Origin of the sequence: Bacteroides faecichinchillae JCM 17102, assembly GCF_000614145.1 — a bacterium.
GTDB lineage: Bacteria > Bacteroidota > Bacteroidia > Bacteroidales > Bacteroidaceae > Bacteroides > Bacteroides faecichinchillae.
This window is the reverse complement of sequence record NZ_BAKK01000015.1, coordinates 41048-56773: the sequence shown is the minus strand read 5'-3', so window position 1 is coordinate 56773 and position 15726 is coordinate 41048. Positions and strand designations below refer to the sequence as shown.

General features: G+C 40.1%; 5 protein-coding genes and 5 pseudogenes. 5 read left to right on the top strand and 5 right to left on the bottom strand.

What is annotated here, in order from left to right; genetic code table 11:
• Positions 1 to 41 precede the first annotated feature (41 nt).
• Both JCM17102_RS23100 and JCM17102_RS32620 read left to right on the top strand, forming a co-directional pair.
• Positions 42 to 1340, top strand: a pseudogene (locus JCM17102_RS23100) (MFS transporter); the annotation flags it as partial.
• A 317-nt stretch (positions 1341 to 1657) separates the two neighbouring features.
• Positions 1658 to 1795: pseudogene (locus tag JCM17102_RS32620) on the top strand (MFS transporter); the annotation flags it as partial.
• 371 nt (positions 1796 to 2166) lie between these two features.
• On the opposite strand, the pseudogene JCM17102_RS27050 reads toward JCM17102_RS32620, so the two are convergent.
• From JCM17102_RS27050 to JCM17102_RS09700, 5 genes and pseudogenes are all read right to left on the bottom strand, one after another.
• Positions 2167 to 5509 (bottom strand): annotated as a pseudogene (locus tag JCM17102_RS27050) (AAA domain-containing protein).
• 115 nt (positions 5510 to 5624) lie between these two features.
• A pseudogene (gene tatC / locus JCM17102_RS27045) lies at positions 5625 to 6475 on the bottom strand (twin-arginine translocase subunit TatC).
• Positions 6476 to 6486: 11 nt separating this feature from the next.
• Complete coding sequence (locus JCM17102_RS09710) at positions 6487 to 6702, bottom strand: Sec-independent protein translocase subunit TatA/TatB (RefSeq protein ID WP_025074964.1); 216 nt, start codon at positions 6700 to 6702, stop codon at positions 6487 to 6489.
• Positions 6703 to 6857: 155 nt separating this feature from the next.
• Positions 6858 to 9362, bottom strand: a complete 2505-nt coding sequence (locus JCM17102_RS09705; protein ID WP_025074963.1) for a bifunctional UDP-N-acetylmuramoyl-tripeptide:D-alanyl-D-alanine ligase/alanine racemase — start codon at positions 9360 to 9362, stop codon at positions 6858 to 6860.
• The gene (locus tag JCM17102_RS09700) at positions 9338 to 10327 is read right to left on the bottom strand and encodes a GSCFA domain-containing protein (protein WP_025074962.1); all 990 of its coding nucleotides are present in this window, start codon (positions 10325 to 10327) and stop codon (positions 9338 to 9340) included. The genes JCM17102_RS09705 and JCM17102_RS09700 overlap by 25 nt, the downstream gene beginning before the upstream one ends.
• Before the next feature lie 470 nt (positions 10328 to 10797).
• Between JCM17102_RS09700 and dxs the strand changes: the two are divergent.
• From dxs to JCM17102_RS09680, 3 genes and pseudogenes are all read left to right on the top strand, one after another.
• Positions 10798 to 12739 (top strand): annotated as a pseudogene (dxs, locus tag JCM17102_RS27040) (1-deoxy-D-xylulose-5-phosphate synthase).
• A 2-nt stretch (positions 12740 to 12741) separates the two neighbouring features.
• A complete protein-coding gene (gene trkA, locus JCM17102_RS09685) occupies positions 12742 to 14082 on the top strand; it encodes a Trk system potassium transporter TrkA (protein WP_025074961.1) in 1341 nt (446 codons plus the stop codon).
• Between the two features lie 90 nt (positions 14083 to 14172).
• Positions 14173 to 15624 (top strand): TrkH family potassium uptake protein, encoded by a 1452-nt coding sequence (locus tag JCM17102_RS09680; protein ID WP_025074960.1) that lies wholly within the window; start codon positions 14173 to 14175, stop codon positions 15622 to 15624.
• Positions 15625 to 15726 lie beyond the last annotated feature (102 nt).

Genomic DNA, 15726 nt, shown 5'->3' with positions numbered 1-15726 from the left:
GACCTTTATAAACGTGTTAAAAACCATTTAAATCCATTATCATGAACGCATTTGAAAAACCAAGTGAAAAGATGACAAACTACAGATGGACAATATGTGCCATGTTGTTCTTCGCCACCACAGTCAATTATCTCGATCGCCAAGTTCTATCACTTACTTGGGACGAGTTTATCAAACCCGAATTCCATTGGGATGAATCACACTATGGCGCTATTACTTCCGTATTCTCTATTGTATATGCTATCTGTATGCTTTTCGCCGGTCGATTTGTAGATTGGCTGGGTACTAAAAAAGGATATCTATGGGCAATTGGAGTATGGTCTGCAGGTGCCTGTTTACACGCATCTTGCGGTGTTATAACTGAGCATTTCGTGGGTTTGCACAGTGCAGCCGAACTGATGGGAGCCACAGGAGATGTCATAGTAACAATCGCAACTATCAGTATGTATTGTTTTCTGGCAGCCCGTTGCGTACTGGCAATAGGTGAAGCCGGTAACTTCCCGGCAGCTATTAAAGTAACTGCTGAGTATTTCCCCAAAAAAGATCGTGCTTATGCAACTTCTATATTCAATGCCGGTGCTTCTATCGGTGCATTGGTAGCTCCACTTAGTATTCCTTTATTGGCAAAAGCCTGGGGATGGGAAATGGCATTTATCGTTATCGGTGGTCTTGGATTTATTTGGATGGGATTCTGGGTATTCATGTATACAGCTCCCTCTAAAAGCAAACACGTAAACAAGGCAGAGCTTGAATATATTGAGCAAGACAATGAAAAAGATGGTATTATAGTTGCTACAGATGAGAAAGAAGAGAAGAAAATGGGATTCTGGCAATGCTTCACATACAGACAAACCTGGGCTTTTGTTGTCGGCAAATTCATGACCGACGGAGTATGGTGGTTCTTCCTATTCTGGACTCCTTCTTATCTGAACACCCAATTCGGAATTAAAACTTCCGAAGGACTGGGAATCGCGTTGATCTTTACTTTATATGCCATCACGATGTTATCCATTTATGGAGGTAAATTACCAACAATTTTCATCAATCGTACAGGTATGAATCCCTATGCTGCACGTATGAAGGCAATGCTTATCTTCGCATTCTTCCCATTGCTAGTTCTACTGGCACAGCCATTAGGAACCTTCTCTCCATGGTTCCCGGTTATCTTGATTGGTATTGGTGGTGCTGCTCATCAATCATGGTCAGCTAACATATTCTCTACAGTGGGTGATATGTTTCCCAAATCTGCTATCGCAAGTATCACAGGAATTGGTGGTATGGCAGGCGGAGTAAGTTCTATGATCCTCCAGTATTGTGCCGGAATCTTGTTTGTATTCGCAGCAGGACAAGGAGAAATACCTGTCATCAACAAAGCTTTACTTGATAAAGATTATCAAATTACTATTGCCAAAACAGATCAAGCTGTTCTAAATGGAAAAATAGTAGCTAAAGGACATGAGGGAGCAGAAGATATCCCGGTCGGCTGGGCCTTATATAAAGGTGAAGCTATGCCTTTACAAAAAGCAGTAGAGAAGCTGGTCTCAGCCAAATTCCGATGATCGTAGAAACACTTGAATTACCTATAGCCGAAAAAGAAGCTGAGATAATGCTGAATAATAAAATCATCACTCAAAAAGATATTACTATTCTTCAAGAGCCAATGACCTTCTTTGGTTTTGTGGGTAAACCAGCCGGATACTTTATTATTTTCTGTATCTGTTCGGTTGCATACCTTCTCGGTTGGATCATGATGAAGTTATTAGTTCCAAAATATAAACCAATCGTATTAGAATAATAATCTGATAAATATTAGAAAGAGGAGAATAGTTCGAAAATGAACTTTTCTCCTCTTTTTTCTTTCTACCAATTATTCAAAAGTACTTAAAATAAAAAAGCCTCTTCTCCCGAAGATGGCTTTTTTGGTTTACTTATTCTGCATGTCCATTCTGTACTCAACAAAAAACGATACATTCAGAAAATGAAGAATAGCAAACGTTAAGAAGAAAAAAAGGGAAGTCTCACGACTTCCACATTTCTTCTAACCTTAAATCTAAATCTCTATGAAAAAAACGTGTTGCAAATATAGGCGTTTGTTCAATATTTAGGTGTTAATGAATTGCATAAAGAGAGAATAAAGACTAACATCTGCAAAAATATTCCAATGGTTCAAGAACGTTTTATTAAATTTAGTAAACTTTCATAAAGAGGGTTACGTTCCAAAAGAGTTGGTACCCCCGTTATCATCATTTGTTTTCGCGCCCGCGTCAAAGCCACATTGAGTTTGCGATCAATCAAAATACCATCTTCTTCTGTCAGGTTTGATAAGAACTTCAACTGATATGGATAGTTGATACAAAACGAATAAATAATCACATCTCTTTCACTTCCTTGAAAACGTTCTACCGTATCAATCAAAATACGATTCAGTACCGGAACATTTAATGCCTCAATATATTTTTTGATCAATGCAATCTGACTCCGATAAGGAGTTATAATTCCTAACGTACGAGCTTCATCAAAATCATCCGTATGCTCCTTATATATCTGTGCAACCAAATCGGTAACAATACGGGCTTCCGAATGGTTAATCTTTGCAGATGTGCCGGCTTTCTCCGGTAAAGAAGGATAAAAAGCAAGCCGGCAAACTTTTTCAGAACTTTCTATTTGGTGGGGAAGCCCTACAGGAAGTAAACGGCCTCCATAAAAAGCATGGTTGGCAAACAAAGCCACATCAGGATGCATACGCCCTTGACGGCAAAGCATATCATATGAACGATGTACTGACGAATTACGTGCATTATGATAAAGACGTTCAAACAGGGAATCTTTCAAGTTGGTCAAACCTATTGCTTTCAACGTTTCATCATAAATAGCCGACTGATCGGTACTCTGTAACACAACAGCAGGCAACTGTTTATGATCTCCGATTAGGATAAATTTATCAATAGCATTCCTCCCATCCTCCCTCGTGCACAGAGAATACCCAGTAGCTGAGGTTCTAGTATTTGTGTGGATTCATCAATGATCGCTACTTCAAAATGTTTCAAACGGAAAAGTTCCGGCTTACCGGATATAGACGCGACTGTTCCTACAAAAATACGGCAATCCCTGATACGTTCATACACTTCCGAACGGCGAATACAAGCAGACAGTTCGTTCTCAATTAAATGCGTACGATAAGCCTCGTCACAAGATAGTTCACTTCCTACACGAATGAAATCAACTTCCGGATGAATGCTACTGATTGCTTTACAGATTTCATCCACAGCTCGATTTGTATAGGAGAGTAACAGAATTTGAGTATCCTTTTCTGCATGGAAAGTTTCAACCATCTTTTTCAGTGCACAAGAGGTTTTTCCTGTTCCGGGAGGCCCTACTAAAAGAAAATAGTCCCGGGCTGCTTTTGCCTTCAATGCAATGCGAGTAAAATCATTGGTTGATTGAGAAATCAAATAATCCAAAGATTCGTCAAATTCCGGTAATCGTTGTGATAACAGCAAATCACGACGACTTTGTGTTGCGGATAAATAGGTATAAAGTCCTTGATACATAAAACGGAAAGTAGTATCCATTGTATCATGTTCAATGGCATAAAGGCTATCCTCCGGAAGTACAGAAGTATTTTGTTGGGTAGCCCGAAGACGAATACAAATCTCGTATTCTGTCAGATATTCAATATTTCCCTTGAATACCATCTTGTTAGTTACATTATCCGCCTCATTATTCCGTTCGTAAAGAATAATAGCGTCACCCTGACGAAAATTCGGTAAGAAGTCTTCTTCCACCATGGCCGACTGAGACAGGATGAGATGAGCCTTATGTTCATCTGCTGCATGATTTTCTTTAATACGGAGATCATAAATTATTTCACCCGACTCACATTTCTCCACCAATGTAGAAAGCCATAGAGAAGCTGCCCCTGTACGTCCCTCGTAATCCACATCACCTGATTTGGACGTATAGAGTTCCTTCGTTATGAAATTATACAACGCATAAAAATAGTTTTTTTCCAATAGAGAGAGAGTTTTCAGTTTCGACTGAAAATTATCAATGGAAGGACGCAAATATGTTTCCCAAAAATGTCCGGACAGTTTGCGTTCATTCAGGTTAGAAGAATTTATCTCTGCCAGCTTTTGTGCAGTGTATTCCAAGCTATTCCGCAATTGAACACCATACTCATCGGCAACAATCCGGTTACGCAAATCAATCACTCTGCGAACCATTGCCCAGGATGGACGGGAAGGATAAAGAAGCGGATAACGAGTATATAGCAAATAGGCTCTTACTTTCCGGTGATCCATCCCCATAGAATATTGTAAAACAGCTTGATATAGCAACATTTGTACCTTATTATTCTCTTTCGGTTCTACCTTACCGCGAATTGCATATTCATCAGCTTTACCCGATTTCATTTCTATGAACGAAGACATATCCCGTTGCATATAGTCAAGACGTCCTTGCAAACCAAGCGCTTCACAGATATAAGAAGGTTCCAACACTGCATCTTTCTTTTCCAGTTCATAACCCGGTGCACGAAATGTATCCTTTACCGTTTCGCGTATATGTTCAAAATGAAGTTTACAGTCATCAAAAAATCGCCGTTCTTTCTCACGATCACGTAAATCCGAGCAAGCAGCCAACTCAATAGGATAACGACGAAAAGCCTTTTGCATACAAATGCGATAGTCTATCTCCTCTTCCTGAGCATGAATCCATTCATCCAAAAAAGATTGGCTATATTTCCTAATAATAAAGGACGAGCATTTTCAATCGGCTGCAGGCGGGATAGAAAATAGTTTGCCGGATGATGACCGTATTCGCGGAAACATTCTGCCAATGCACTAATATCAATCAAATAATCCGGTTCGAGAACAATAAATGAAGGGGTAAGTATCCCCGCTTCATCAATAGCCACATCTAATAAGTTAATTTGTGCATGTCTCCAAAGAAGTCGGCAAGTTTCCGTAAATTCTTCGTTTATCTGAGGAATATTGTAGCGAACTAGATACGGTTTTTCGGAGATTTCCTCCAATGGTGTTACATACAAATACTGTTCATCGGCATACTGAAAACAAACCCGCATCCGTTGTATCCGTTTACAAGCCGGAGGTGCTACCAGATAAGTAGTATCTGCACGTGGTAACAACTGATAGAGTTCCTGGGGTATATCTTCACCGGAAAGTTTTCGAACCAGAAAAGATAATGTCTTAGCGTCTCTCAATAAATGATTGCGGACAGGTTCAATACGCCGGTTCAATATTTGATTAGAAGTTAGCCGAAAGGTATGCAAACGATTCTGCTCTGCTACAGACAGACCGAGTTTAGCAGCTACGAAACTGATACGTGCCGATAGATCCGTCATTTGTAGACTTACATTATGCATTTGCATACGACAAATTCGTTCCAGTAAGTCACGCATCTGTTTGTATCCGACAGCAAGCAGTTCATCTTCTGTCTTACACACTGCCAAAAGCAATTCGTATGATTCTCTTCCTTCCTTCTTATCCATATTGCAAAGGTAGTGGTAAAACAAGAATGCGCCAAAAGAGACAGCAAAATCTGATATTCTCTTTTGGCGCATATAACAAGAAAAAGGTTTTCACAGCCTCTCCTTGTATTTCTTGTTATGAGTTTACTTGTTCAGTCTCTTCTTTTATCTCTTCTTCTGATTCATCTCCAAACTCATCTTCCTCTTCTTTCTTTTTATCTTTTATCATCAGAATACTCATCTCATACAACAGATAAAGTGGAATAGCTACCACACTCAATGTAAATGGATCGCCTGTTGGAGTAATAATGGCAGACGCTATCACAATGATAACAACTGCATGACGACGATATCTTCGCAGGAACGATTTATTAACCAATCCAAGCAATGATAGCAACCATGTCACCAACGGAAGTTCAAAAGCCAACCCCATACATAACACCAACATCATAAAGTTGTCGATATATGAATTAAGAGACAGTACATTCTCAATTTGCGAACTCAGATTATAAGTAGAAAGGAAACGAAGTGCCAATGGATAAACCATGAAATACCCCAACAGAACGCCAATAAAAAACATCACCGTTCCTAAAATCAAGCTTTTAACACTCCTCTCCGTTCTTTGGGATAAAGGGCGGGACTAATAAAACGCCAGATCTCAAAAAAGAGATAAGGCATCGCAGTCACTACCGACATCCAAAAGGCAGTAGACATATGAATGAAAAAGGGAGCTGCCAGATTAATATTAATCATCTTTACTTCAAAATGTTGAGTAAAGAACTCATCATCCAGATTTAAGCTCTCTCCAATGTGCCGTAATAAATTATAGAATACGAAATCATTATGGGTAGGCCCAAGTATTACATTATCGAATATATAAGGCATAGCGATAAAATAACCTACCGCTAAAACAAGCCAAAGCCCTATAACCCGAAAAAGTACCCAGCGCAATTCCTCCAAATGATCCCAAAAGGTCATTTCCGCCATTGTACTCTTCTTTACTTAGCTGAGTCTGTCTTGTCTAGTTCGTCTTTTGCTTTATTCAGTTCGTCTTTTGCGTCGTTTACACCATCTTTGAAGCTCTTAACGCCTTTACCTAAACCACGCATCAATTCGGGGATTTTCTTTCCACCAAAAAGAAGAAGAATAACTAAAGCAATAATAATCCATTCGGAACCGCTAGGCAAAAAGCCTAATAATAATAAGTTTGTCATAGGTGTTATTTAATTAATTAAGAAGTTTTATTTCTTTTTGTCCGCGCAAAGATAAGTATTTAAATGGATAATAGACGATGGATAATTGATAATTTGTGTTATGAATAACCGCATAAACGCATTATCTATCGTCCACTTTCCATTTTCTATTCAATCTAATCTTGATAATATACTCGTTTTACCCGGGTTGAAATACTGGTCAGCACTTCATAAGGTATGGTATCCAACTTATCTGATAATACAGTGATTGGCAGATCGTCTCCAAAGATAATAGCTTGATCACCTTCCCGACAATCGATATCAGTTACATCAATCATACAGACATCCATACAGATATTTCCTACATAAGGGGCTTTCTTTCCATTCACTAAACAGTAAGCATTGCCACGCCCTAAATGCCGATTCAGTCCGTCGGCGTAACCAATAGGAATGGCCGCTATACGCGATGGACGATTCAAATGTCCCATACGACTATAGCCCACTGTATCTTCTTCGGGCACGTTCCGTATCTGCAAAATTGTTGTTTTAAGTGTACTTACATTATATATAATAGAATTGTCTATCGGACTCACTCCATAAAGTCCGATACCTAAGCGTACCATATCAAATTGTGCGCCCGGGAAACGCTCGATACCTGCCGTATTGCAAATATGACGTAGAATCTTATGTGAAAAAGCAGCTTGCAACTCTTGCGAACCTTTCTCAAACAGTTCAATCTGCTGACGAGTGAAAGTATCAAATTGAGGCGAATCACTCCCTACAAAATGAGAAAAGACAGAACGGGGAATAACCGCATTCTGATTCTTCAACCGACGTATCAATAACGGAATTTCGTCGATCTCAAATCCTAGACGGTGCATACCCGTATCAAGTTTCACATGAATCGGGAAATTAGTAATTCCTTCCTTTTCCGCTGCTTTAATCAGTGCATCCAACAGATGAAAGTTATATACTTCCGGCTCTAATTTATGATCGAACATCGTTTTAAATGCAGTAAGTTCAGGATCCATTATAATAATGGAAGAAGTAATTCCAGCCTTCCGAAGCTCAGATCCTTCATCCGCCACAGCTACCGCCAAATAATCGACATGATGTTCTTGCAATGTCTTTGCTATTTCATAAGATCCTGCTCCATAAGCGGAAGCTTTCACCATACAAACCACTTTAGTTTCCGGATGGCGAAGCATGGAACGATAATAATTTAAATTAGCTATCATCGCCCCAAGATTTACTTCCAGAATCGTTTCATGAACTTTCAACTCCAATTCATCCGATACCAAATCAAAATTAAAGATACGGGAACCTTTCACCAAAATTACTTCCGAATGAAGAGATTTTAAAATATCCGATCCCAGCAATGCCTCTGTATTCGGAAAGAAATAACATTCCGGCGTACCATCCAAGCGGGCAGCACAAGAAGATATCTCAGGCCCTACTCCAATCAATTTATTAATCTTACGGCTTTGCACCAATTGTGCTACACGACGATAAAGTGTTGCAGTGCTTTGCCCTGTTTCCAGGATATCCGATAAGATAAGTGTTCGATTCAATCCTTTCTTTTCCGAACGACGCACCAGAAAATCAAGTGCAATATCTAACGAGGCTAAATCTGAATTGTAACTATCATTGATTAATACACATTCATTCTTTCCTTCTTTTACTTCCAATCGCATAGCTACCGGTTCCAAACGTGCCATACGTTCCGTAATTTGGTCGGCCGGTGTCATCAAATAAAGGCAAGCAGCCAAACAATTCAATGCATTTTCGATAGAAGCATCATCAATGAAGGGAATACAGAACGTATTATCCATATCCAGATAACGGTATGAAACAACTGTATGATCTTCTTTCTTGATAATTCGGTTTATATATAAAGGACGTTCGATATCTTTACGGCTCCAGGCAATCTCACGTGCTGTCAGCATAGATTTTGCTACACAATTGCTGATAAGTTCATTATCTCCATCGTAAATCACTACATCGCAATCTTTGAAGAGCGTCAACTTTTCCATACACTTTTCCTGCAAAGAGAAAAAGTTTTCTTGATGAGCACCCCCAATATTGGTTAGAATGCCAATGGTAGGCTGTATAATCTTTTTCAAAGCTCCCATCTCTCCCATCTCAGATATTCCAGCTTCAAAGATACCTAGTTCGGCCTCATCACTCAATTGCCAGACAGACAGAGGAACACCAATTTGAGAATTATAACTACGCGGAGAACGTACAATGCAACGATCCGGACTCAGCAGTTGATGAAGCCACTCCTTTACAATCGTTTTTCCATTACTGCCTGTGATACCAATCACAGGTATTTTAAAATTTTCCCGATGTATCTCAGCTAACTTTTGCAGAGCTTTCAGAGGATTGGCCACAATTAAATAATTGACAGAGAATGATTGCACATCGTCCGGTATCCATTCTTCCTGAACTATCGTCTCATAGTCCTCTTCGGAAACTACAAAATTGCGTACTCCCCGATCATACAATTCAGGGATATAACGAGCACCATTACTTCGTTTCGTTGTTAAAGCAAAGAAGAGAGTTTCTTCGGGGAAACTCAAAGAGCGACTATCTGTTAGCAGCCAATCAATAGTAGTTTCATGTTTTCCCACACGACGGGCACCGATATATTCGGCTATGGATTCAATCGTATACGGCATAGTTCTTTTTCTTTTTGAAAATCTAAGTACGGGTATTTTCTGTTAAGTCGTTCTATTTTTAACACTATTTGTCCTAAAAAGCGTTGATACGCTTCCGAACGCGGATGGAAAGGCTTATGTGCCAAATCCTGGCAGATGTCTTTTACAGCCATTATTATTTGTTTTGTTTCCATAGAGAAGAAAACTTCCGAGAAGCGCTCCCACAAATAACGGACTGTCAATGAAGACGGATGCAGCATATCATCAGCGTAAAAACGGTAGTCACGCAGTTCGTCCAACACGATCTCGTAAGAAGGGAAGTAGAAAACATGCTCCGGGAATTGTTGCTGCAAACGTGCGATAGCTAACAATAAGGTAGCTTTGCTCAACTGGTTCGCATGCAACCCATCACGTATATGCCGGATAGGACTAACTGTAAACAGTAACTTCAAATTCGAATTACGTGCTGTCATACTGGCAATAAGTGAAACATATTCACCCACTATTTCATCTACCGAAAGTAGTCTGCGAGTAAAATAGCTTTCCGGTTGCTTATGGCAGTTAGATACGACTTTCCCTGTACCCTTCTGTTCATAAACGTAAGCAGTACCGAAAGTCAATATCAACCAATCGAGTTCGTGAATAGACTGATGAGCTTGTTGCAAACGGGCATTTATATTCCGAAGAGTCTCTTCCTGTGTAGAGGCAGAAAAAGAACCATGATGCATCGGGCTATGCCAATAGTTCTTATATACAAAAAGATCATCCTGCTGATATTCCTTCCCTTTCAATACTTCAATCAAAGCAGCAAAAACGGAAAGAGGATTATAAAGGATGCCGAAAGGATTTACATCTATCTTAAATTTGTTTTCCATCAGTTGCAAACCCATATTCTCAGCGAAACAAGATCCCATTAAGAGTATTTGTCCAGCATGAGTGACAGGAGGCATACCTGTGGGAAGTTCAACCTTCGTTTGAAAATCCATCTTATTTTTCTCTTTTAATTTCTGTTATCATAGGACAAAAGTATAATAAAGATGCGATTTTACCTACGTTGGATACAACTAAAATAAGAAAAACTTATAGGCGTATTATTGATGCCAAATAGAAGATTACTTGTTTATTTCCGAGAAAAAGTGTATCTTATAGGTTGCAAAGCTTTAACCGCAAGTTCCGGTTTTAAAACCGGAACCTTCGATTATGTAACCGAAGCTTGCGGTTATAAAGCCGAAGCTTACGGTTACAGCTTGGTATTAATAAAAACATAGTTTTCTATTAAAGAAGAATAAGTTTTCTATTAAGAGACAGCAAGTTTTCTATTAAAAGACAGCAGCACATTTACTAATAGCCAACACACACATCAAGCCTGAAGCAGAACCAGACAATAGAAGAATTTGTTGAAAAGTAGGCACTATCCGTTTTCTTTTTGTAATTTTGCACTAAATTTTCTCGAATCATGAAGAATGAACCTACATATAACTTGCTAAACTCTATCAACACCCCTGATGACCTACGACAGCTGAACGTAGAGCAACTGCCGGAAGTATGTGATGAACTGAGGCAAGACATTATAAAAGAACTCTCGTGTAATCCGGGACACTTTGCCGCCAGCCTAGGAACTGTTGAGCTTACAGTTGCCTTACACTACATTTATAATACACCCTATGACCGTATTGTGTGGGATGTCGGTCATCAGGCATATGGACATAAGATTCTGACAGGAAGACGGGAAGCTTTCTTTACCAACCGTAAATTAGGAGGTATCCGCCCTTTCCCTTCACCGGAAGAAAGCGAATATGATACTTTCACTTGCGGACATGCATCCAATTCGATATCTGCCGCATTGGGTATGGCTGTAGCTGCATCTAAAAAAGGGGAAAAAGACCGTCGTGTTGTAGCAATCCTTGGTGATGGCTCCATGAGCGGCGGATTAGCCTTTGAAGGGTTGAACAATACTTCTACTACTTCAAACAACCTGCTCATTATCCTGAATGATAATGATATGGCTATCGACCGCAGCGTGGGCGGGATGAAGCAATATTTGTTCAACCTGACAACCTCGAACCGTTATAATCAATTACGTTTCAAAGCTTCCCGTTTATTGTTCAAGCTCGGTATTCTGAATGATGAACGTCGTAAAGCTCTTATCCGTTTCGGAAATAGCCTGAAATCAATGGCAGCCCAACAGCAGAATATTTTTGAGGGAATGAATATCCGTTACTTCGGTCCTATTGACGGACACGATGTGAAAAATCTGACAAGAGTATTGCGTGATATAAAAGACCTGCAAGGTCCCAAAATACTGCATCTGCATACTGTGAAAGGAAAAGGATTCGCACCGGCAGAAAAACATGCTACCGAGTGGCATGCTCCGGGTAAGTTCGATCCTGTAACGGGAGAACGTTTTATTGTCAATACAGTAGGAATTCCTCCCCTCTATCAGGATGTATTTGGTAACACATTGGTTGAACTGGCAGAAGCCAATTCCAAAATTTTCGGTGTAACTCCGGCTATGCTTCGGGATGTTCGATGAACATTCTTATGTCTAAAATGCCCGGACGGCTTTCGATGTGGGAATTGCCGAAGGACATGCTGTAACTTTCTCCGGAGGTATGGCAAAAGATGGTTTGCTGCCATTCTGCAACATTTATTCATCGTTCATGCAACGAGCATACGATAATATTATTCATGACGTAGCGATCCAAAATCTTTCTGTTGTATTCTGTCTGGATCGTGCCGGATTGGTTGGCGAAGATGGTCCTACACATCATGGAGCATTTGATATGGCATATCTACGTCCAATACCTAATCTGACGATCGCTTCCCCCATGGATGAACATGAACTGAGAAGATTAATGTATACCGCACAACTTCCGGATAAGGGACCGTTTGTGTTGCGCTATCCGCGTGGAAGGGGTGTATTGGTCGATTGGATATGTCCGCTTGAAGAGATTCCGGTTGGCAAAGGAAGGAAATTGAAAGACGGTAATGATCTTGCCGTTATCAGTATCGGACCTATTGGTAATAAGGTAGCTTCGGCCATCAGTCATGCTGAAGCTGAATCCGGAAGAGATATCGCTCATTACGACCTGCGATTCCTTAAACCGCTGGATGAAGAGCTACTTCACGAAGTAGGTCGCAATTTTAGCCGCGTCATCACTGTAGAAGATGGAGTGATTCAGGGAGGTATGGGAAGTGCCGTACTTGAATTTATGTCGGATCATGGATATACTCCGGCAATCAAACGTATCGGACTCCCAGACAGATTTGTACAACATGGTACGGTAACGGAACTCTACCAACTTTGTGGAATGGATGAAAATAGCATAACCAAAGAGCTATTAAATCAATGTGCTCTTTTACCTGTTACAAGCAAAATAAAAGAACTAACGAACTAGAAATGAAGATCATTATCGCAGGTGCCGGCAACGTAGGCACTCATCTGGCCAAATTGTTGTCGCGTGAGAAGCAGGATATTATCCTGATGGACGATGACGAAGAGAAACTAAGTACTATTAGTTCCAATTTCGACTTGCTAACGGTCACAGCTTCCCCTTCCTCTATCTCCGGTCTAAAAGAGGTAGGTGTGAAAGAAGCAGATCTATTTATTGCTGTTACTCCCGACGAAAGCCGGAACATGACTGCGTGTATGCTAGCCACCAACCTGGGAGCTAAAAAGACGGTTGCCCGCATTGATAACTACGAATATCTTCTACCAAAGAATAAAGAGTTCTTCAAAAAACTGGGTGTTCATTCGTTGATCTATCCGGAGATGTTGGCTGCTAAAGAAATTGTATCGTCCATGCGCATGAGCTGGGTTCGTCAATGGTGGGAGTTTTGCGGGGGGGCTTTATTGCTTATCGGTACCAAGATGCGGGAAAAAGCAGAAATCCTGAATATCCCACTGCATCAATTAGGAGGACCGAATATCCCTTATCACGTTGTAGCTATCAAGCGTGGAACGGAGACAATCATCCCGCGTGGAGACGATGTGATCAAACTGCATGACATCGTATACTTTACTACTACCCGTAAATACCTCCCTTACATTCGGAAAATAGCCGGTAAAGAAGATTTTGCCGATGTGCGCAATGTTATGATAATGGGGGGAAGCCGCATCGCTGTCCGCACTGCACAATATGTACCAGACTATATGCAGGTTAAAATAGTAGATAATAATATAACCCGTTGTAACCGCCTGACGGAGATATTAGATGACAAAACAATGATCATTAATGGAGACGGGCGTGATATGGACTTACTCATTGAAGAAGGATTGAAAAATACCGAAGCTTTTGTTGCCCTTACCGGAAATTCGGAAACGAATATTCTTGCTTGTCTTGCAGCAAAACGAATGGGAGTTGAAAAGACAGTCGCCGAAGTGGAAAATATCGACTATATCAGTATGGCCGAAAGTCTTGATATCGGAACAGTTATCAATAAAAAGATGATTGCGGCTAGTCATATCTACCAGATGATGTTGGATGCAGATGTTTCCAATGTGAAATGCCTGACTTTTGCGAATGCGGATGTGGCAGAGTTTACTGTGCCGGAAGGAGCTAAAATAACAAAGCACTTGATTAAGGATCTTGGACTGCCGAAAGGTACTACTATCGGTGGTATGATACGTAACGGTGAAGGTGTGCTGGTTACCGGTGATACACTGATTCGTCCCGGTGACCACGTCGTAGTATTCTGTCTGAGTATGATGATAAAAAAGATTGAAAAGTTCTTTAATTAATAATAGGCCAATGTGCTAATATACTCAATTAATTGCGTTTTATATGTACGACAATTAGTATATTAGTCAATATATTGGAGGATTACTTATATGATCAATTCCAAAATGATATTGCGGATTCTGGGCTTCCTGCTCTTGATAGAAACAGCCATGTTAATGTGTTGTGGAGGAGTTTCCTTATTCTATAAAGAGAATGACCTGAATAGCTTTCTTCTTTCGTCAGCCATCACTTGTTGTGTTGGAATGCTATTACTTGCTATCGGAAAGAATGCAGTAAGATCGTTAAACCGGCGCGATGGATACGTCATTGTAAGCATATCCTGGGTCGCCTTTTCAATTTTCGGGATGTTACCTTATTATATAGGTGGATACATTCCTAAAATAACAGATGCTTTCTTTGAAACGATGTCCGGTTTCAGTAGTACAGGAGCTACTATTATGGATAATATAGAATCCATGCCTCATGGAATTCTTTTCTGGAGAGCTATGACACAATGGATTGGTGGTTTAGGTATTGTATTCTTCACCATTGCCGTTCTTCCGATTTTCGGTATGGGAGGTATTCAGGTGTTTGCAGCAGAAGCTAGTGGACCGACCCATGATAAAGTTCATCCGCGTATTGGGGTCACCGCTAAATGGATCTGGGGTATTTATGCCGGTATGACGGGTACTTTAATTCTTTTGTTAGTATTTGGTGGTATGGGTATATTTGATAGTATCTGCCATGCTTTTGCAACTACCGGTACAGGAGGATTCTCTACCAAACAGGCAAGTATTGAACATTACCAATCACCTTATATAGAATATGTAATTTCCATCTTTATGTTCCTTTCAGGAGTCAATTTCACTTTGCTTTTATTACTTGTAAATGGCAAAATTAAGAAATTCATTCATGATGCAGAACTAAAATGGTATTTCATGTCGGTGGTATTCTTTACTGCCTTTATAGCAGTCTGGCTTTATGAGACAAGCCCAATCAGTATCGAAGAGGCATTTCGGAAATCATTATTCCAAGTGATTTCACTTCACACGTCTACAGGGTTTGCTACGACAGATTATATGTTATGGCCTTCTATCTTATGGGGATGTCTTATTATTGTCATGGTGGTAGGAGCCTGTGCAGGAAGTACTACAGGAGGTATCAAATGTATCCGAATGGTGATTCTAAGCAAAATTTCCAAGAATGAATTCAAGCATATCATACATCCGAATGCTGTGCTTCCTGTTCGGGTAAATAAACAGGTGATTTCTCCATCCATACAATCTACAGTATTGGCATTCACTTTCCTCTATGTAGTGATTGTCATTATCAGTACGCTAATCATGATGGGATTAGGAGTAGGATTCCTCGAATCATTGGGTACTGTTATTTCCAGTATGGGTAACATGGGGCCGGGTCTTGGACTTTTCGGTCCTGCTTATTCGTGGAATGCACTTCCTGATATATCCAAATGGTTACTTTCTTTTCTTATGTTACTTGGACGGTTGGAGTTATTCACTGTGTTGTTGCTCTTTAGTTCTGATTTCTGGAAAAGAAACTAAATCTCTAATTGAATTTTTACGCTTTTCTATGATTTAATAGTTTCTACGTTATACAATAAAAAAATGGTGCCGACCACTGTCTGCACCATTTCCTGCTTTACA

Excerpts from the sequence above, each read along its gene's own strand:
- JCM17102_RS09705 (WP_025074963.1), bottom strand. The coding sequence starts at position 9,362 with ATGCCGTATACGATTGAATCCATAGCCGAATATATCGGTGCCCGTCGT.
- JCM17102_RS09710 (WP_025074964.1), bottom strand. The coding sequence starts at position 6,702 with ATGACAAACTTATTATTATTAGGCTTTTTGCCTAGCGGTTCCGAATGG.
- trkA (WP_025074961.1), top strand. The coding sequence starts at position 12,742 with ATGAAGATCATTATCGCAGGTGCCGGCAACGTAGGCACTCATCTGGCC.
- JCM17102_RS09680 (WP_025074960.1), top strand. The coding sequence starts at position 14,173 with ATGATCAATTCCAAAATGATATTGCGGATTCTGGGCTTCCTGCTCTTG.
- JCM17102_RS09700 (WP_025074962.1), bottom strand. The coding sequence starts at position 10,327 with ATGGATTTTCAAACGAAGGTTGAACTTCCCACAGGTATGCCTCCTGTC.